The following is a 20411-nucleotide window of genomic DNA, read 5'->3' on the forward strand; positions in this document are numbered from 1 at the left end:
CACGAAAAAGCGCTGCCAAATCAGTTATCGATTCACATCATCACGTTATGAAATACCATATACGAGACATCACCGCATCTTCTATACTTGGCTTACCACGGAAGAAAGATATCGATTACCATGGCGTGTCATGAAAGAAGGAAGCAAAAGGGAGCGAACGCAATGCTGCAGGACTGGGAGCAATTTCGAATCGGCATTCATGATGTAAAAGATCAGTTGAGGGACTACGTGTACGGCCACTCTTTGAAAGCATTTGCTGTCGGCGATCAAGCTCGCGATGCGGTGGCGAATACGGAGCAGTTGGAAGCCCGCCGCCTGCATATGCGAGAGATGCTTCTGGCCGGAATCGGCGGCCTTCCGCCCCGGGACACACCGCTGCTCCCGGTCACGACCGGAATTGTGAAACGAGACGGCTATCGCATCGAGAAAGTTATTTTTCAATCCATGCCCGGCATGTATGTGACCGCGCACCTGTATATCCCGGACGACCGCGTATCGCCAGGCGGAGCGGTACTGTTCGTTTCCGGTCACGGTCCGGAAGGCAAGCTGTATCCGAGCTACCAGCGGGTCTGCCAATGCCTCGTGCGCGCCGGGCTTGTCGTGCTGGCTATCGACCCGATGGGACAGGGCGAGCGGCTCGGCTATCTCGATCACGGATCCGACAAGCCGTTCGCCCGGCGGGTAGCGGAGCACGAGCATGCGGGCGTGCAGTGCTGGCCGCTCGGAGACGGTCTGGCGCGCTATTTTATCCACGATATCGTGCGGGCCGTCGATTATTTGAGCTCCCGTCCTGAGGTCGATCCTGCCAAAATCGGCATGACAGGCAGCTCTGGGGGAGGGACTCAAACGGCGCTCGCGATGATCTGCGAGCCGCGGATCGCCGCCGCGGCTCCCGGGACGTTCATCATGAATCGGGAATCGTATTTATTCGCCGGCCAGGCGCAGGACGCGGAGCAAATATGGCCAAACATGTCGGCCTGCGGCTTCGACCATGAAGATATTTTGCTGGCCATGGCCCCGCGCCCGGTCATGGTGCTCGCCGTCACCGGAGACATCTTCCCGATCGAAGGCACTCGCAGGACGGTAGAGCGAAGCAGACGGTTCTGGGACATGTACAGCTGCGGCGACCGGCTCCGGCTCGTGGAGGACGAATCGCCGCACATGTACACGCTACCGCTGGCCCGGGCGGCGGCCTCGTTCTTCTCTCTCCATCTGCTCGGCAAACCGATCGAGGTGAATACCGGCGGACTCGTCACGGAGGAAGGAAGCGACGTATGGTGCACGGCGAGCGGGCAAATTGTCGACGATTATCCGGATGCGCGGAAAGTATTCCACGAGAACGGCTGCCGGCTGACCCAACTGGAGCGGGCCCGCGAAGCATTGCCCGAAGCGGAGCGGCAGGCGAAGGCGATATCCTGGCTTGGCGGTCGTATACGCGATCCGCGCCCCGTCTGCGACCTGAACCCCCGTCATCAGCGGATCGGCTCGTGGCAGGGGCTGACCGTGCAGAGCAGTATCTGGTGGTCGCAGTCCAGCTTGTTCGGCCATGGCTTCCTGTTCGCCGAGGCGAACCCGGGCCTGTCGAAACGTCCGCTGACGATCGCGCTATGGGAGGATGGCACGGCACAGCTGCAAGCGCACGCAGATTGGCTTAGCGGCCGCTGCGCCGCCGGGGAGTTCGTCCTCGTATTGGACGTCGTCGGCAGCGGGGCGCTCGCGCCGAATGCAATCAACGGCAAGCCGCTTCGCGGCGTATTCGGCACCTTGCACAAGCTGAACATGGATTTGCTGTGGCTTGGCGACAGTCTGGCCGCCTTGCGCGCCTACGACGTGCTGCGTGCCGTCGAGTTTGCCCGCAGTCTGCAAGGCGTAGACGTTACGAGAGTCCGCCTGTATGCCGAGGGGCGCTTCGGCGTATACGCGGAATGGGCCCATGCGCTGCTCGGGGGCGATTCCGTCACGCTGGAGATCGCGCAGGAATGGGAATCCATCGCCTCATGGGTGCGCTCGGAGTATTACGACAACACCGGCATCGGCGAATATGTGTTGCCCGGCATGCTGCAGCATTGCGATTTGCCTGATTTGCGCGGATGACGGAATAAGGATCATATTCAATCAAGGGGGAATTACGATGCTTGCCAAAAAAATGAACGGAATTGCTTTATTCCTTGCGCTCGCCGTGGTAATGGCCGCCTGCGGCCGTGAAATCGCCCCACAACCAAGCGCCGGAACCGATTACGCCGCGCGGGAAGCGGCAAAAAAAGCGGCAGAAGGTCCCGCAGAGATCGTCTTTTACACGTCCAACGGTGACTCCGAAGAAAACTTCAACCGCCTGTACGGCGACGCGCTGCGCAAGAAGTTTCCGAAATACTCGATCAAATACATTATGAGCGGCGCCAAGGGCCAGTCATTGGACGCGCTGCTCGCTACCCAAACCCGGTTCGACGTCTTCATGCAAGGTCCAGGTTTCTTCGAATCGCAAGCTTATCCGGCCAGCATCCAGTACGATATGTCGGCTCTGATCGAGACGCATCAGCTCGATTTGAGCAGACTGGACCAAGCGTCCGTGGAGTACGTCAAGCAAAGCTCGGAGGGCAAAGCTTATTTTTTGCCCATACAGTTGGAAGGTATGGTGCTTTATTACAATAAGTCATTGTTTGACAAATTCGGCGTCCCCTACCCTTCCGACGGGATGACGTGGGAGCAGATGTGGGACAAGGCGAAGCGGCTGACGCGTACGGAGGGCGGGGTGCAATATTTCGGCTTCGGTACCAACTCCAGCACGATACAGGGCATGAACCCGCTCTCCATCCCACTCGCCGAACCGAAGACGGACACGCCGACGATCAACAAGGATGAGCGGTGGAAACGGTTCTATGACTATTTCTACGAGCAGCCGAACAATATACCGGGCTATCAGGATGCGATTCAGGCGATCAAAGGCTTCCCTACACTCGATATGTTCGTCAAAGACCAGGCCGTAGCGATGTTCGCCTACCAATCCGGGCTGATCAACGTTTGGGAGGAGCAGCTGAAAGCGTTGAATTGGGATATAGTCGCGCTTCCGCCATTGCCTGGACAGCCGGGCGTCGGCAGTATGGCGACGCCGAAGCTGTTCGGGATTACGTCCATGGCCAAGGATAAGGACGCAGCGATGATTGCCATCCAGTATTTGCTGTCCGACGAACACCAGAAGGAGTTGGCACGCAAAGGCATCACGCCGATCGTCACGTCCGGTGCGGTCAAAAAGGAGCTGGGCAAAGATTCCGTATACAAGGACCGCAACTGGAGTGCGCTCGTCCAATACAAGTTTGCCCGGCTTGCCCTTAGACCGGCTTACTACTCGCAGCTCAATGCGATTTACCAGAAGCATTTCTTAGCGGCCTCCCTCGGACAGACCGATCTGAACAGCGCGTTGCGTGCCGCCGAGGAAGAAGCGGTCAAAGCGATCGCCGCGTTCAAGAATAAATAACGATAGGATACCTGAGCAAGACCGAGACCAATCGGCGGAGCAGGCAGCCGTTACGTACATCGATATTCGCGGGTGCGAACGATTTGTGACATGAGATATCGATAATCATAAGCGCAATAAGATCTACTGGTCGAAACACTTTCGGATAGAACTAAAGCATGTCTTCAAACCTAATTTAGCCATAGCAGTTTAGAGGCCAACGACAAAAAAGCCGCAAATGTGCAGGTTGACGGCGACCGCTTGCTGCCCCTCAATTATGTTGTATTTCTTAGAGCCAGAGTTTATAGCCAATGCGGATATGAATATATGTTCTTGTCGTGAGCCGAGGACAAGAACATATATTCTAGGCAGTAAATAACGGAGTAGCAATAGCAACTCTGCTCGAAAAAGATTAAAGCGAGACATTTGGGCGGGCGATTCGAGAGCAAGCATATTTGAGTGGGATACCTATAATACGATCGAATGCAACTACTTGCCTCCGCTGAGAGATGCTGAAGAAAGGTTAAAGGCGATCCGTGGTTCACGCCTCTCTCGTCTCTTAACAAAGCTCGAACCGAAAGTGTCACGGGAACATGATCAAGAAGGGAATAAGATTACACTTGAAAAGAAAGTAAAAGATCAGAACGATGAATTACTAAAAGACCCTCTAATCAAGTTGGCAAATGAAAGAATACGCCAAAGATTGTTGGATGCTTTAGGGGATGTCCTTGCGAGTATTCCTTTTTCGTTGAGTTTGAATCTTTCGATTTAAAATGTTCTGACAATATTCGTTTAGCTAGTTCTGGTACTACCAAAGCCTCAGCAATGCCTTATTGAGGGGAATACTTCGCCCATGTTAAATCCTCCAATAAATGAAATAAGCGTTAGGTCAGACATGACGCAAATGCAATCACGTACCCATCGAGATCCCGAATGGCAAATTCCCTCATCCGATATTCTATAGGGTCCTTCGGCGGGTAGTGGATGATGGCTCCGTTTTCAGAAAATTCTTGATACAGGGCATCGGCATCGTCTACCCATACGTATAAGTCCCACGACCAACCGTCTACCTTATGATTTGGTGCAATGGATGCCGCAACATCTTCTAATTGGTGAAGAGTCAGCTTAAGATCGTCCCGATCCATAAAACCCGTATAATGGTTGCATTCAAAACCCAGATTCTTGTAATACTCAAAGGCCTTTTCCCGGTCTTTCGAAATGAATATGGGACGATACTCTTTCATTTTGGCTTTGATCAACGGTATTCCTCCTCTTTACTCTTCATTCGATGGGCAAACAAACGTCCACGATCCATTTGCGATCAGGGTGTAAGGAAGGGCTATTGTAACAAATGAACATTGTCGGTCGCAATGCATATGAATAGCCGCTTTCTGGCAACCAGCTATTCAATAACATCTGTACAAATGGTTCAACGGCCTCGTTAGGTTCTTCGAGATGCAGTACGGCATATTTGCCGCCTTGAAGCGTTCGTGAGCCAATTTCTCCGGAGGCCTGGATTTTCCTCGGGGAAGTTAAACAAGCATCATATCCGATCTGTAAAGATGGTACGTTCATTAATGAATATCGGGGAATTCCCAACAGGTAAGTACCGCTTGTCCACAGCTCCATTCTCGTCGCCATCAAACTTAGGGAAGTAAGACTCCGATCAATATCGAAATCTAGTTTAGCGTAATGTCGATTACCAAAATGGCGAATGTAGCAAATTTCCTTTCTCGGAAATTCCCGAACTGATACCCGAAGATGGTAGGTTCCCTCGATTCCGTCACCCTGACTCCTATTATACGGATATTTTATAAAATATCGTTCCCAATGCTTGTTTTCTATTTTGCATATCTTGCTTTTTATCAGTGCGTGCTGCTCCCGGAATCGTTCCGGCCCATCACCCATCGAATGCTTGAAGGCCCTCGAAAATATGGAAAGGGAGGAAAAGCCGCATCGATAGGCAATCTCCGAAATCGTGAGAGGACGTGCATAGAGAAGATGATGGGCCGCCCTTTGTACGGTTTCTGATGATATGCTGTTGAAGACTTTCTCCGGTTACCTTGGTGAACAACCGATGCAAATGATAGGGGGATACTGCCACTTCAGACGCGATTGATTCAAGTGTCAGATCGGTTTCCAAACGTTCATCTATCAGATCGATAACCCGGTTCACAATCGATGTGTGCTCTTTCCATAAATCCGGATTTTTTCTTCTCACAGGCTTACCACTCAATCCATAATGAAATAGAAAACTATCGCTAGTCATTCTTCATATAGTCTATAGATTCCTCCAAAAGAGGAAAATCTTCCATTAGACATAGTGCGATTAATAGGAACTTATTTAACTATGCTGCCCGTTAGCTTAATGAGTAAGGCCGCACTTTCTAGTAAGTCGTCGGGAATGAGATAATGTTCTTGTCAAAATCGGGAATGAGATAATGTTCTTGTCATTTGGTTTTGACAAGAACCTTATCTCATAAAATGAAAAAGCCGCGATTTACACGACCTTTAATGAGATAATGTTCTTGTCACCCGACATCAAATTGTAGCCCAATGGAACGCACTAACATTTTCAGAAAAAGCATTAGCTGTTACTAATCCTGGACAAGCTCTACTCGTTGATAAATGCAGAGCGTGGGCACTTAGTTACACTTCGCAAAGTAAGTGGGGTAATTTATACGGAAATGGTACAAGAAATGACGCTTTCCGTCACGCAATGTGGAACGTGTTAATGTCCAAATACATTGGTAAAGGTAATGCTGAATCATGGGCTAATGCTCACGAGGCGCAAACTGAAGAGTATTTCAATCGATACACTGATGGAATCTCCAATAGAGATCACAGTAGTATGGATTATCATAATAATGCAAAAGGACGCGATTGCTGGCTCTCCTTTAGTGATTTAATTTCTGTTACTTCTGATAATACATTATTCAATAGAGTGACTGCTAAGATAGATAATGGGGAAATGATGATTCTCTTACCTGATGCGTATCAACCATAGGAATAGAGTATAATAAATAAAAGGGGATATTACTCAGACTGAAGTTTCTGTGTACTATCTCTTTTTAAATTATTAAAGTATTGGAGGTAATATTTATGAATAGAGCAGGAACTCTAGCATATTTCAAGATACCTATCATCCTAGCATTTCTGGTATTTTTACTCTCTGCATGCACATCTTCTACACTAAAACCCTTACCAACATCTACTATTGAAGTTGAGAACACAAGTAGCAGTATAAAACTACCACCTGCAAAAATATTGACCTATCTTTGGAATTCAGAAAGTGAGTACAGTAAAACCTCAGCATTAGGCATTGAATACGAGCCACAAGTTGTACCAGCCAATTCAGTACTTAAAATATCTTTTGATCGCCAACCAGAAAGTTATGGCATGTTAGATGAAATTTATGGTGATGATATCTCAAATGCTAAAAGAATAGATAACTACACAAATGGTATCAAGGTTCCTAGTAAACCTGGAGTTTATACGTACTCCTATTATGCTGCGTGGGATGAAGGAAATGCACTCTACGTATTCAAAATAAAAGTAGAATAATTACGAGAGCAACATCTCAACATTAAGAAACATTGTTACTATATAAACATCCAACGTCTCCGTTAGCGTAATGGCATCACCAATAAGCTAGATCCCCGAAAATAATGAGCCTATAGAGCTTGTGATAACTTTGTTCGGCACTCTCTCAAACAAAGGACTTACCGATTCTTTCTTATGAATTCGACTAATGGCCTCTCCAAATAATGGTGCCACGGATACAAGTTTGATTTTATTGGAATGAACAATATAGGGATTCTCCACAGAATCAGTTCCAATAAGAAGTTCAATTTCGCTTGCCTCTATTTTTTTTACAGCGACTTCGTTTAATAACAAATGGGATAAACAGGCTATTATTCGTTTTGCCCCTCTCTCTTTTAAGCATTTTGATAGTTCTATAATGGAACCACCTGTTATAGAGAAATCGTCAATTATTACCGCCGTTTTCCCCTTTACATCCCCAATAATCTCCATTATTTCAGCTCGTTCATTGTGGGATTTCCTGGTCTTATCTCCAATAGCTATTGATGTGCCAAGGTAGTCCGCGTATTTCCTTGCTTGTTTAGCGAATCCGGCATCTGGCGAAACAACCACAAGATTAGATAGCTTCATCTGCATGATTGCTTCAGACAATACAGGTAAGGCAAAGAGATGATCCACGGGTTTTTTAAAAAAGCCTTGGATTTGATGGCTATGTAAATCCATGGCCACGACGCGATCTGCTCCGGCAAGCTCAATGGATTCTGCACACACTCGTGCTCGGATGGACACCCGTGGCTCATCTTTTTTGTCACCTTTGGCATAGCTAAAATAGGGCATGATCACAGTCACAGAGTGGGCACTTGCCCTTTTAAAGGCATCAACCCAAAAAAGAATCTCAACAAATTCATTGTTGGGATTCAAACCAATGGATTGAACAAGATAGACATCCTTATCACGAACGGTCTCACCAATTCTAACAAAGGTATTCCCTTCAGAGAAGGTTATCGATTCAGACTGACCTAATTCAACATCCATATATTTGCACATATTGTCTGCAAAGGTTTTCCCGGAGCTCCCCGCAAATATTTTTATCTCAGCATTTTTCAATTTTTTACACCGTCCCTTTTTGATGAAATCTCCAACATATTTTATTAGATATGATAACCATCACTCGGCAAAGGCCGGCCATTTAATCGCTCAAAAAATATCAATCTATTCAACTATATTTTGACACAAATCCCCATCTAATATAATGGCGATTTAGTGAAAAAGTATATGATTCGTTGTTCCACTAAACTGCCCGTAAGAAAGGCAGCTGATTCAATAAGTGACCAGCCGCCTTCGTTTCGTTGTTGAACTATCGTTCTCCGTTAGGTGAACAAAGGCACAAGTTATTAGCTGGATTACTTTAATAAACCAAAGAGGAGCTTGCCATCCATACCCCTAGGGATGGAGTGAACCAAATTTTTGTAGGATACTAGGTATTTCAAAAGCTATATATACTTCGTTGAAAATGAGACAATGTTCTTGTCGTACATCGGTAATCGGACAATGTTCTTGTCGCCTGCCTGCGACACGAACCTTATCCCATAATCACAAAAAGCCGCATGGTATCTGTGTTTAAAGGGACAATGTTTGTGTCGTCCGACATCAGACCAGCAAATTAACGACAGAATAACCGCATTTAAGGAACACTACAAAAACCATCGTCAAAATAATGGCGATGGTTTTTTGTCGGGAATGGGATAAAGTTCTTGTCATTTATGACATCAAGTTCTTGTCAACCGCCGACACGACAGTAGTACAGTTTTTGTCACAATATCTCTCCCTCCCTTTACACTACATTTTATTTTAATTTCTTCAGTTTTGATATGTAATTGAATATCTATATTCTAGCTTAGTATTGCATCTGTGTTTGTTTACTCTTTGTCTATCTTGCCATCCTCTACATATTAAAGTACCGCTAACTTCGCTGAGCCTATCTTTAATGGATGTATGTACAATAGGATTTAATTCAAAGCCTCCGTTAACACATTCCCAACAAATACAATTCACATTGAAATGTGAAATACCATCTAAATTCATTTCATGCTCCTCAACCGAATGGGCTAATTTTCCTGTTTCTGAATCATAAAAGTTAAACTTAGACTTAATTGATGAGACCTCTGGATAGTCTTTTCGAATAGAATACATGAACATACCTCCATAAAATAGCCATTTTTCTACCACTCTTAATTCGTTTGTTTTGTGATCTGGAAGAGATGAAATTGCCTCTTTGGGCAATTTGTTGTTGCCCCAGAGTTAAAATACCGTTCCTGAAGCAAAATTAACATCAAACAGTCAATTTATTTACAGAGTATCGACTGCCCCTTTATTCGCGCGAATTTGATTCGCAAAGTTAACAATTTTTTCTTCATTGACCCCAAGTAATGCGGATAATGATGATTTATTCAAAATCATTTGATCTTTTGCAAACGAATCAGCAGCAATTTCCAACGGGTCATAGAGTGTAGCAACTTCAGTATCAATAGCCCCTTCATAAGTAACTTGATACGCATGGTGATGTTCATGAAAGAACACTTCAACCCAATGCAAATATTGTTCTTCTGTTGCCTGATACTTATTGGCGATTTGTCTAGTATCTATATTTATAAAATGAATGATTAAACTTTGCGCACTATGATGATGGATGTTTTTAATCCAATTTTTTTCGTCAAAGTTATTAGATAGATAGTTTAATACTTGTCTCTTTCTTGACTCATGATCGATTTGCTCATTAAAAATAAAACACATTAATTTCTGGTGGCTATCAGGAAGTAACTTACGAACTTCACTTATTAAATCCATTTTGAATTACCTCCTCATAAAATAACCCTTTTAATGTAATTTAGCTCTCCAATCTTTCTATGATCCCTAAATATAGCAAGTGATTATTCGCTTGATTCTCACTATAGCAATTTATGGGATTTCTCATGCACCACTTTCTAGTGATTTCAATCTCTTCAGCGCTATTAGTTTTTTCTGCTTCATCATAATCCTTAAGATCGAACATCAATGTTTCACCCTCTTCGTCCCACTCGCCTACACATGGAATATTGTATCTGGATGTTGGAAATACACTTTCATACAATTAGAGAAGAGTTTGAACCTTCAAAAAAAAGAGGCGTTCAGCTGCTTAATCTGCGCTATCTGACGCGGCAATATGAGGCCTTTTCAAAGATGTGTGTGCAAACAAAGCTGCAATTCCAAGCTGTCTTGGATCAAGTTTTCCCTGCATATAAAGGCGTCTTTGGGGCTATGTATTCTCGTGTTTCACTACGTTTTCGCTGGCCAGCTGGTGGACCCATTAACATCATACCAAGGAGTCTTTTTATTTCTCAAACCTTGTATTTCTTCGGAATAGGAATGCTGCCCGTTAGCGTGGAAAAGCTGCCAAACCGATCCTGCGGCAGCTCGATTAAACCAACAGTTATTGGCAACTTAAGCATTCAGCTTCCACGTCGTCCTATTAGCAAGTTTGATGTTTCTTATTTCTCAATATTCCCCCTAATTCGGATTACCTAATTTTAACATGGAATAAGTTTGGTTTGTTGAATATATCTTTCATTTAACTCCGTTCCAAATGATTGATTAAAGGTAGTTGGTCGGAATAAGCTTTCGGTACAAATCTTCGTCATTATGATGTTATGTAACCATCGTCGGGAATGGGATAAGGTTCTTGTCAATTTCGGGAATGAGATAAAGTTCTTGTCATTGAAATTTGACAAGAACTTTATTCCATAAATGAAAAAAGCCGCAATTTATGCGGCAAATAATGAGATAATGTTCTTGTCACCCGACAGCAGGTGTCGGTTGATGATGATCAGCCACGTGTTCTGCGGCGCTTCGAAACTATTTCCACTTAGAAACAAGTGAATTACAACCATCAGGCGTATATGATCTTCCTGTTGAAAATTATGAGGAATTATGTGAACTATATCCTGGAGAATATGTGGAACGATACGTGTGGGATCAAGGATATTACGGACAAGACGATAAAGGAAATGATTTGAGTTTACCTGAGGAAGCACGCTCTATTATTCGAGAATTTAATGGATCATTTGTAATTTTCGGTAAATACTCCTTTTACAATAAGGACAGTTCTACTTACGATGGTCGACATAATCGTGGGACAAGCGAAAGATTCGCTCAATACATCCAAAGACAAGCTATGTCGGACGAAAACTAACCACCATTCTCCGAAAATAAGAGCTGCCCACAGGTAGTTCTTTATATAAGAATGAGATCAAGCTAGTCACATTTTACATAAGTAAGTCATTACTTCACCCCTGAAATCACTGCTAATCGGTTCCAGTACGACCTTTTTGGTATCTGCCTGGGGTATACCCTGTAATTTTCTTAAAGACGTTGATAAACGTTCTGGTATGAACAAAACCGACCTGCATCGCAATATCTTTAATTGTAGTATGACCTTGGGAGATAAGACGAGCTGCTTGCTCAACTCGAACAGCGTTGACATAATCTACAAATTTGACACCGAACTCCTCCTTGAAAAGTCGGCTAATCGAGCTAGGATGACGCTGGAACGCTTTCGCCAACATCGATTGGGATAAATTCGGATTGTGGTAATGCTCGTCAATATAGCGCTTCACATCCTGCATAATTACTCTATTGTTAGTAGAGTCTCTCCATGCCTGAATGCGGACAGATACGGAGCCTAGCGTTTCCTTCAGGACTACACTAATATCAGACAACGTCTCTCCCTTGTTCATTGTCCTTTCCAGTAGCGTATTCGCCTGTAGCCAAACAGGCTCAAGCTCAGTTGGCAAGTTGCCCATCTTCTGCTGAATGTGGAATAACAGGACGAATAGTAAATTTCTCACTTGTTCTCCATTATAGGAGCCTGTTTGTAACACTTGGATGAAACTATCAAGCTCCGATACCCAAGCTGGCTCACCTACACGGAAGGATCGACTGATGTCCTCAATTTTTTGCAATACCTTGGCCATACGATGCTGCTCACTGTCAGGCAATATACGCGGAGTAAGGATACGATTCATGCCAAGTGACACTTTATAGGAGAGAGCAAGTCGCGCCGTCTGGAAAGAAACCGAGATAGCCTCCATGCGTTCAACAGTCCCCCCCACTGAGACCGTAACTGTAAAAGGAAATTCCTTCTCAATCCATAGTCGGCTTTGCTCTAAGAGCTGTTCGAGCTCATCTTGCTGCTCCTGTCCTTCCTCCAGCAAGACAATAGCCCCTAATTGATGTTCTGCCAACCATTCAGTTGTAGAAGAGATACCGGCCTCCGCAAAACGCTTGTCCAGTGCAGCTTCTATACGATCTTTCATCTGTCCAATCTCGTGCTCCGAATACGAACCCAACAAGTGCGATTCAAATCGATCTATCTCAAATAGAATGGCGGAGGGGTGATAATTCAGGTGTATACCGAACATCTCGTTTTCCTTAGCCACGTAAAACGAAGCCGTTTCGAATCGGCCTTCAGCTAAACTTCGGAATTGATGCGCTCGATTGAGTTTCTCATTTTTGGCATTTTCAAGCTGCAACTGGTTCGTATGATCCCATAGCTTATCCAGTGCTCTCCCGATTGCGTGGAATTCGTCCTTCTTGCCATCATGCAATGGATCTATCGGTTTTGGTATGGAGAATGCCGCAATTCGAGTTATTAATGACTGCACTGGACGGTAATGTTTACGCGTAGCCAATACAATCCAGACCAGGCCGAAGAAGATACAGACGATCCCTAGCGAAATAGATACATACAGCGCGGGTTCTGCCCAATTAAGTATTCCAGGCTGAAAAATCCCACTTTCCATAGTCCAGCCTGTATAGTTCATGGGTACAGCAGCTAGCTTCCTTTGCTCCTTGCTATCCTCTTCTTCGGAAAACGTGGATGAAATGATCTTTCCATCGGCAGCTGTTATGCTAAGATAGCCGGTTGTCGTATCCACAAATTGACTGAGCAGCCTCTGCAATGTTCTTACATGGATTTGAACTACAAGTAGCCCTTGGGTGCGAAGATGAGAAATGCGAGCAAGGGAGATGACCTCGCGGTTGCTACCTGCGTTTGCAGGAGATCCCACTCTCCTGAGATCTCCCCAGATGTACCTGGAATCTGATTGTCTTTTTTGCTCGATAAAGGCTTTATCCGGGTGACTCTCTAAATTCCTAATGGAGGTAGGCTCCAGAACAGAGCCATCTTCCAGTTTTACGAGATACAAGGAGTCAATCATGGGAACCCGGTTTTGAAACTCCGTCAATGTTCGCGCAGCTTCATAAAAGGAATAATGCAAATAATCACCGGGCTCATTGTAATAACCAACGATGGTTTCTTTGCTAAGCATCGAGGGAATGGCTTCATCAATGCTGCGTAACGCCTGATCAATTGTTTGCGCCGCATTTTTGGCAACGGTTTCATTCGAAAGTACAGACGATCGCGCGGACATCTGGCGTACGGTAAGAAACAGGATTAGCAGTAGTGTTAGACAAACAGCCAGAAAGACCGGCATATAAGACAGCAACATCCGGTAGAACCAGTTCCGTTTCATGTCTTCATCTCCTTCTCGGTTTACACCGGCCGTTTGACCCCGATGTCATTGCTGTAGGGGGAGAAATGTTTCTTTCTTCTTATTGTAAGCCTCCTGATAAGCTATTTCTACTTTTGATTTCTTCGTTCCGTATTTTCGGTAAAAACAAAGAAAGGGCACCGCCATCGACACCTCTGCAGGTGCGAGATATGCCATCCTTCTTCGTTCCCTAACGTCGAAAAGCAATTACCTGGCTAAACCGGCTGCTTTGACTTGTGCATCATAGGCTTCAAATAGCTTATTACCGTCGTATTTGGTCATCAATTCTTCGCGGTACGTCGGCCAGTTCTTGCCTGATTTATCATCGAATATCGCTTTCGTCTGCAGTTCCCGTTGACGCTTGCGGAAGGTAGCCAAGTCGAATCCAGTCGGAGGAATCAGGTTTGTTCCCAAGTATGGTGCTGATGGAATGGCTGCGAGAGTCGATATGATTTCACGGTCACGATCGGTTTGATTCGGATCAATAATCGTCAAGCCAAAAACAGCAGGTGTCCCGGGGGTAAAGAAATCCCAGATCGACAAAAAGTCGCCTTTGCTCGAGATGTCAGCCTTTATAGCATCCGGTTTGAGGGTAATAGTTTTGCCGTTCCTCGTGTAGTGCTTGTTCTCCACCCCATAGTGAGTAAGCAGGAAGCCTTCTTCGCTAGCCAACCAGTCCAGGATCTCAACAGACCGCTTTACTTTCTCAGGAGATTTTTCAACTATGCTCTTATGAAACAGAAATGGACTTGATGGAGCGATTCCCGATTGAAGTGGATGCTTGCCGAAAGGAGTGAATGGCACCCAATTTGCATTCGGGAACAGGGCTTTTGTTTTGGCCTGCAAGCTCATGGGGTTTGAATCGAAAGCAAAATCTTTGGTTGTCCCTGCAATAACGCCTACTTTACCTTGAGCGGCTCTGTCGATATGTTGAGGAGACTTATTTAAGAACCAATCGGGGTCTACTACCCCTTCAGCAATAACCTTGTAGATATCGTTCAATACTTGCTCAATGCGTGGATCTGTTTGCATGTCTATAAATTTTCCGTTTTCCAGGAATGTTGCGAAGATCAACCCCGCTTTCCAATACTCGGGCCAATCGAGCCCCATTCCGTCGCCTCCTGCAGCCGTCGTAAAACCATATGTGTCCCGTTTGCCGTTTCCGTCCGGATCATTGTTCGTGAACGCTTTCAGCACATTGAAGTATTCCTCGTATGTTTTGGGAATCTGCAGTTTTAATTTATCGAGCCAGTCTTTGCGAATATACCATGCGCGATACAACTCTTTGCTGTAAGGGATCGGAGCGCGCAATACTTTCCCCTGGAACTGATAACGGCTGAAAGTTGTCTCATCTACCCAATATTTGAAGTAGTTAGGCATTGTTTGGGGATTGACGAATGAACCGATTTCTCCAAGAATACCATCCAAGGCGTATTTCTGTCCGCCATCGGGTGTTGAATCGCGCCACATATCAGGCGGGGCATTTGCAATCAACTGCGCATTGAGCTTATTGATGTAGTCCTGACCCGTCGGCAAATAATCCACGGTCAGTTTAACATTGAATTTCTCTTCAATGGCTTTCTTGACGAAATCATCGGCTTCGGGAGGAAGTTGGGCGTTCGGATTACCATCAATCATGAAACTAAGATTTAATCGTTCCTTTGCTGGTTGGGCAGTTGCTGTTGTGCTAGTACTCCCTGTCGGAGTGGGGTCAGTCGTACCTGAGTTGTCATTAGTGCCGCAAGCACTTAATACGACTAAAGAAAGCGTTACAGAAGAAAGCACTTTCAATTTCTTGAATCGGTAGGTTTTGAACATTTCATGGGTTCCCCTTTTTCGTTTGATTGCCATACACTTGCATGGCTATCATAAACGAGGACGCTTCTAGATGAAAAGAGACTACTTTTTGCAGAATGGTTCAAATTTGACGGTCGTGATCTCCCCTTCCTGCTGGATTTCATGGACCTGATCTAGATGCACAAATACATGATTCAAATTGAGCTTTTATTTTTCTGAACAGACCGTAATCAAAAATCAACACTCGTACATAATCCATCCGTTTACTAGAAGCCAAGTTGTCGCTACACTCATGTTAGAGGATGACAGCATGACGGTTAGCATCCTAAATTTCATAAAGAAGGAGTTGATTCCCCAGACAACGCTCTGATCTCTATTTACTAGAATCGTCACTATTGTTGAGAAATTGCCCAATCACAAAAAAACGGAGGGATATCTACCATGAAATGGAAACGCTTACAATCAATTGGTTTGAGCTTGCTGCTCGTTGTTTCGATGCTTCCTCAAATCGCTGCAGCCCAAGACCCGACTATTGACCAGTTCCTCTCCAACGATCAAAACTATAATTTTGGACGCGCGGCTTCAGAATTAGATCTAAGCGGTTCGCTCGGCTGGGCTGAGGGCCCCTACGAAGAAAGCTACCTGAACATGTACAAGTCAACCGGAGAGCGATTCTGGCTGGACAAAATCGTCGAGCATACCGATCGGATGATCGCCAATGCCGATGATTCTGACGGCGACGGTTATATGGGTTGGCCTGATCACCGCTATGTCCATGCCCAGATCAAAAACAATCAGTTCCTCCTCCCCGGCGCACTGACCCTTCCCGGTATCGAACGAGTTACGAACGGCTCGTTCGAGACGGATGCTGATGTTAATAATGTCCCGGACAACTGGACCGTGCAAGGCGCTTCAGGTAAGGTGTACCGCTCAACTGCCTCAGGCAACTTTTTTGGCGGTAGCGCCGGACTCATCATTGAAAGCGACGCTATCAACAACAATCGCCTCGTGCAGACGTTCACCTACACACCAAATACTACTTATCTCGTTGAGGCTTATGCTGGAGTCGAGACAGAGCTTACTGAAGCAGTTGTCCAGGTCTACAACACATCGACAAGCAAGGTGTTAGGATCAATCCGTATCCATCATGTCGGATTTGAGCGATATGTGTTCACGTTTCGATCGCCCGCAAGCGGTAATCTGCAACTGCGGCTAGGGCTTCAAGATTATTCCTCCTCCGGCTACAAAGCGCGGTTCGACGCCATTTCGATCAAGCCGGTAGATGCACCTTCATTCACTGGCGTGCCGCTCGTCAACGCCGGCATGGAGACACTCAATTCGTCCGACCCAACGCTCGCTGATGGCTGGACCCGCTGGCCTGGGTCAACATCTGCGAACATCTATATAAGCACAGACTCCTCCAGTGGCAATTATTCGTTAGCTGTGAAGACCGACAACTCCTCCTGGGAAGTAGCCGAGCAAACGATAAACTATTTACCAGGTCATGAGTATAAGCTGACGTACAAAGGAAAAGTTCTAAGCACGGCTTCCTCCGGTCGAGTTTCGATCTTGAACGAAACGGACGGAGTCAATCTTGGCACAAGTACTTTCTCTAGCACATCATGGGACTCCTACAGCGTCACGTTTACTGCTCCTTCCGTGCCGGGCAAAACGATAAAAATTCGGCTCATGCAGTCCAACTGGCAGCTGGTAGGGTTTACAAGCCTATTTGACGACCTAGAACTCTTCGTCGCCCCGCCGATTGGAGAGCTTATGCTGAACGGCACGTTTGAGACCGCCTCTGGAGTCGACGCTACTTTGCCGGCAGACTGGACACGTGTCGCAGGCACAACATCAACTAACGCGTATGTGTCAACGGAAATAAACGAGTACTATTCAGGAACAAAGGGACTTGCTCTTCAAGCTTCTTCTTCCGCCTCAAAATCGATTGAGCAAACGAAACCATATGTGCCTGGAGAAACGTACGTGATGACCCTGTGGTCGCGTACGACCGACCCGCGTTACCCGGCGACAATCGATATTTACAATGAAACAGACAGCGTGATTCTGGCTTCTGCAAATCTAGAGGGTACACTTTGGGCGAAAACATCGCTAATGTTCGACGCCCCGGCCGTATCGGGTAAAACATTGAAGGTTCGTTTCTCCAGACCAGCCTCTCCTGGATCGACAACTAGCTACATTGACGAGGTCTCTTTGGAAGCTTTGACAAAAACCGAAGCAGCAGGATGGACTCGGGAATCAACACCGCTGGCAAATGCACACCGGATTAACGACTCTACTCTATTCGCGGATGACTGGGGGCTTCGACTCGTTCATGACGGTGTCAGTGCTCCAGTTATCTCATCTCCGCTTCACAACTACAGCCCAGACTCAGAGTACGGCATTTCGTTCAGCGGCAAAGTTACTCCAGGTACAACTGGGCAAATTCGCATTGTGGACCGAACCACCAGCGCGACGCTCGCCAGTTGGAATATTACCGCCACCGATCGGATGGCGCCAGTGTATGACCGATTCAGTCTGCCCGCAGCAGGGCACGACGTCGTACTGGAGGTAACAATCGTATCAGGATCGGAAGGTCAGACTGCATGGGTTGACGCTATCGTTGTAGGTCAGTTGCTTGAGCATATGGTTCATGAGGGACTTATCGGAAGCAATATGTTGCGCTTCGCCAATGCTGTGTACGCCGACAGCTCCTTGCATACTGACTATTTGGCTAAGGCCGACACTTACCGTAATTTTGTAGCTGACAATCTCGTTCATAAGTGGGACCTCTGGTGGCGGCAAATAGGCGGTTCTGACGGCAGCAACAACGGCGCTGGGGTCTACATCTTTCCCTCCGGCTTCAGCACGGAATGGTTCCCGGCACGCAGCCTTCCCCACAATCAGTACTTGGCGTTTGCCGAGATGCTCTACGAGCTGTATGATGCTACAGAAGGAGCCTCCGCATATACATCTGATCGACCGTATTACTGGAGTCGAGCAAACGACATGGGTCGTGCCTTCCAGTCCACCTTACAGCCGCACCCGCAAAATTCTGCACTCGGTACCGATGCGTACCTGTGGCATTATTGGGATTCGATGGGAGCTTGGGATAATGGACACTTTGTAGTCTATACGAGTGAGGATTTGTCGCACGCCTCCCTCACAATGGTCGGTCCGAGAGCCGCATTCTCGCGAGGACAGCTGTTTACAGTCGAGGATATGAATAAGTTCACAAGAACACTGACGGACGTGATGTGGAACCAAAGTCTGTCTGAGCCGATTCTGGCCGCTAACAACGATAGGCGTCCGATGTACACAGTCGATCAAATACGAACAAACCAGCTTGGTAAATTCGCATATTTTGCCGAGTTCGACCCTATTGTCCGCGACATCACTCTCGCTGTTTGCGAAACGATCTCTTGTACTCCGGTAATGGCAACGGCTTCCGCCGCCTGGAGCCGAAACAAAACCGTGAATGCCGACTTCGAACTCGTGAATTCGGCGGATAGTAGCTTGCCACAAGATTGGATCCGTTGGCAGAGCAATAGCTCTAACGCTTATCGGACAGAATCCGATTCCGCTATCGGCGACGCCTCCGTCGCAATAGTGACGAATGGATCAACATGGCAGGCGTTGGAGCAGCAACTGGGAGACTATGAGCCAAACACTGTTTACACGGTTTCTTTCATGGGGATGAAGTATGGTTCTATTAATGGACGTGTCCAAGTGTATAACTACACGACTTCAGCCATACTTGGCGAGCTCACGTTCTCTGATACGTCATGGACACGAAAATCCTTTACTTTCACAACACCTTCCAACACGGGTGACAACATTAGGGTACGGTTGTATACGACTCACTACACGACAGCCGGGCAGAAGGTTGGTTTTGACGACGTACACGCGTATCCCTCCCTCATTGGAACCGAGGTGGCCAACGCGGGATTCGAGACTGCCGACCGCTGGGATACGACTTTGCCACGTTACTGGAAACGTGGGAATACTACTAGCTCGACTAATGTCTTGCTTGACACTACCGACCGGGCAGCTGGAGGCTCTGCGCTTAAGGTCGTATCCGCTGCCGGACCCGCTGTACAGGAGCTGTTGTACGATTGGAGAGGATACCTCCCTAGCGGCTCGTATACCGTTTCGTTCCAAGGCAAGGTCAGCGGATCTGCAGGCGGAAAGGTGTCGATTATCGATACTTCTACAAGTACGGAATTGGCCAGCGCCGTCATCTCATCCTCCGGTTGGAGTACTTCAACCATGACCTTTACCGCTCCCTCCGCCTATAATCGGACGCTGCAAGTAGTCATTCGACCGAATAATCCATCCTTATCCGGAACGTTGTGGGTCGACGAGTTGAATGTTTACTCCAATTAATCTATAGCGGACGGAAATGCACCAAGTGAACGTGAAAGCCTCTCTAACGATTATCGAAAGAGAGGCTTCCCGTTATGGGGGGTAGAGTATTTAAGCCCAAGAATGCGGTATGTACTATACCAAGACATCCTCAGTGTTAAACCCATCGCCATCAGGCTGCCGGAAAGGTGGCCAGCCTGCTTATTTTGATCGAACGGATTTCAACGCACGTGTGCGTAATGGTTACAATTGAGACTAAAATCGATTCAAATCGGTCGATTTAATGGCTACGAATGAGACTTTGTGCAATTTTATTTGAGACTTTCTGTAAAAATTATACCTACGACTGAGACTTTCAACAATACCGATCGGAAGGATGCCGACGGATCCGCACGACGCCCTCCCCGGCCGGGTTCGCCGGGAAACCTGGCACTCGGATCGACCCACGGCCATCGGTGCTGCTACTGCTCAGCCGAGCGAGCGCGATAGTGGCCGTGGCACCCCCATCATTGGAACAAGCTGCCGATCCGACAGCCTGGTGCAATTGAAGTATCGTGCCCGTCGTATTATGAGGTCAACCAGTTTTTGCTGGTTGACCACTTTTCATTTTAAGTGGTGTATTTATTGGTAGCCGGGGCAGAACGATCGTACCCGTGGGCACACAGCCC

Annotated in this window: 13 protein-coding genes and 1 pseudogene; 6 read left to right on the forward strand and 8 right to left on the reverse strand. The window is 46.7% G+C overall.

The window, feature by feature from the left end; translation table 11 throughout:
• The first annotated feature begins 162 nt into the window (after nt 1-162).
• Together AC58QD_RS30405 and AC58QD_RS30410 are read left to right on the forward strand one after the other, a co-directional pair.
• Nucleotides 163-2094, forward strand: a complete 1932-nt coding sequence (locus tag AC58QD_RS30405; protein WP_497338802.1) for an alpha/beta hydrolase — start codon at nt 163-165, stop codon at nt 2092-2094.
• Complete coding sequence (locus AC58QD_RS30410; protein WP_497338803.1) at nt 2042-3472, forward strand: ABC transporter substrate-binding protein; 1431 nt, start codon at nt 2042-2044, stop codon at nt 3470-3472. Before AC58QD_RS30405 ends, AC58QD_RS30410 begins: the two co-directional genes overlap by 53 nt.
• An 863-nt stretch (nt 3473-4335) precedes the next feature.
• Here AC58QD_RS30410 and AC58QD_RS30415 read toward each other — a convergent pair.
• From AC58QD_RS30415 to AC58QD_RS30425, 3 genes are read right to left on the reverse strand one after another with little or no spacing between them, the layout of a single operon-like run.
• Nucleotides 4336-4710 carry a VOC family protein gene (locus AC58QD_RS30415; protein WP_497338804.1) on the reverse strand — a complete coding sequence of 125 codons (375 nt, stop codon included), beginning with the start codon at nt 4708-4710 and terminating at the stop codon, nt 4336-4338.
• Between the two features lie 22 nt (nt 4711-4732).
• Nucleotides 4733-5428, reverse strand: a complete 696-nt coding sequence (locus AC58QD_RS30420) for an AraC family transcriptional regulator (RefSeq protein WP_497338815.1) — start codon at nt 5426-5428, stop codon at nt 4733-4735.
• Nucleotides 5352-5672: an AraC family transcriptional regulator gene (locus tag AC58QD_RS30425; protein ID WP_497338805.1), complete on the reverse strand. Its 321-nt coding sequence runs from the start codon at nt 5670-5672 to the stop codon at nt 5352-5354. The genes AC58QD_RS30420 and AC58QD_RS30425 overlap by 77 nt, the downstream gene beginning before the upstream one ends.
• Nucleotides 5673-5996: 324 nt before the next feature.
• Between AC58QD_RS30425 and AC58QD_RS30430 the strand changes: the two genes are divergently transcribed.
• Both AC58QD_RS30430 and AC58QD_RS30435 read left to right on the forward strand, forming a co-directional pair.
• A complete protein-coding gene (locus tag AC58QD_RS30430; RefSeq protein ID WP_497338816.1) occupies nt 5997-6458 on the forward strand; it encodes a DUF6973 domain-containing protein in 462 nt (153 codons plus the stop codon).
• A gap of 95 nt (nt 6459-6553) precedes the next feature.
• A complete protein-coding gene (locus AC58QD_RS30435) occupies nt 6554-7015 on the forward strand; it encodes a hypothetical protein (RefSeq protein ID WP_497338806.1) in 462 nt (153 codons plus the stop codon).
• 87 nt (nt 7016-7102) lie between these two features.
• Here the strand turns inward: AC58QD_RS30435 and AC58QD_RS30440 are convergent, their stop codons facing one another.
• The 3 genes from AC58QD_RS30440 to AC58QD_RS30450 all read right to left on the reverse strand — a co-directional run bounded on the left by AC58QD_RS30440 (nt 7103) and on the right by AC58QD_RS30450 (nt 9841).
• Nucleotides 7103-8101 (reverse strand): ribose-phosphate diphosphokinase, encoded by a 999-nt coding sequence (locus AC58QD_RS30440; protein ID WP_497338807.1) that lies wholly within the window; start codon nt 8099-8101, stop codon nt 7103-7105.
• A gap of 753 nt (nt 8102-8854) precedes the next feature.
• On the reverse strand, nt 8855-9187 hold the full coding sequence (locus tag AC58QD_RS30445) for a hypothetical protein (RefSeq protein WP_497338808.1): 333 nt from the start codon (nt 9185-9187) through the stop codon (nt 8855-8857).
• Nucleotides 9188-9343: 156 nt separating this feature from the next.
• On the reverse strand, nt 9344-9841 hold the full coding sequence (locus AC58QD_RS30450; protein ID WP_497338809.1) for a hypothetical protein: 498 nt from the start codon (nt 9839-9841) through the stop codon (nt 9344-9346).
• Between the two features lie 285 nt (nt 9842-10126).
• Between AC58QD_RS30450 and AC58QD_RS30455 the strand changes: the two are divergent.
• A pseudogene (locus AC58QD_RS30455) lies at nt 10127-10312 on the forward strand (IS110 family transposase); the annotation flags it as partial.
• 1022 nt (nt 10313-11334) lie between these two features.
• On the opposite strand, the gene AC58QD_RS30460 reads toward AC58QD_RS30455, so the two are convergent.
• A complete protein-coding gene (locus AC58QD_RS30460; protein ID WP_497338810.1) occupies nt 11335-13563 on the reverse strand; it encodes a helix-turn-helix domain-containing protein in 2229 nt (742 codons plus the stop codon).
• A gap of 225 nt (nt 13564-13788) precedes the next feature.
• Nucleotides 13789-15399: an extracellular solute-binding protein gene (locus AC58QD_RS30465; RefSeq protein WP_497338811.1), complete on the reverse strand. Its 1611-nt coding sequence runs from the start codon at nt 15397-15399 to the stop codon at nt 13789-13791.
• A gap of 420 nt (nt 15400-15819) precedes the next feature.
• On the opposite strand from AC58QD_RS30465, the gene AC58QD_RS30470 reads away from it, so the two are divergent.
• Nucleotides 15820-19764 (forward strand): carbohydrate binding domain-containing protein, encoded by a 3945-nt coding sequence (locus AC58QD_RS30470; RefSeq protein WP_497338813.1) that lies wholly within the window; start codon nt 15820-15822, stop codon nt 19762-19764.
• Nucleotides 19765-20411: the final 647 nt, after the last annotated feature.

The organism is Paenibacillus sp. J2R1T-4 (genome assembly GCF_059692235.1).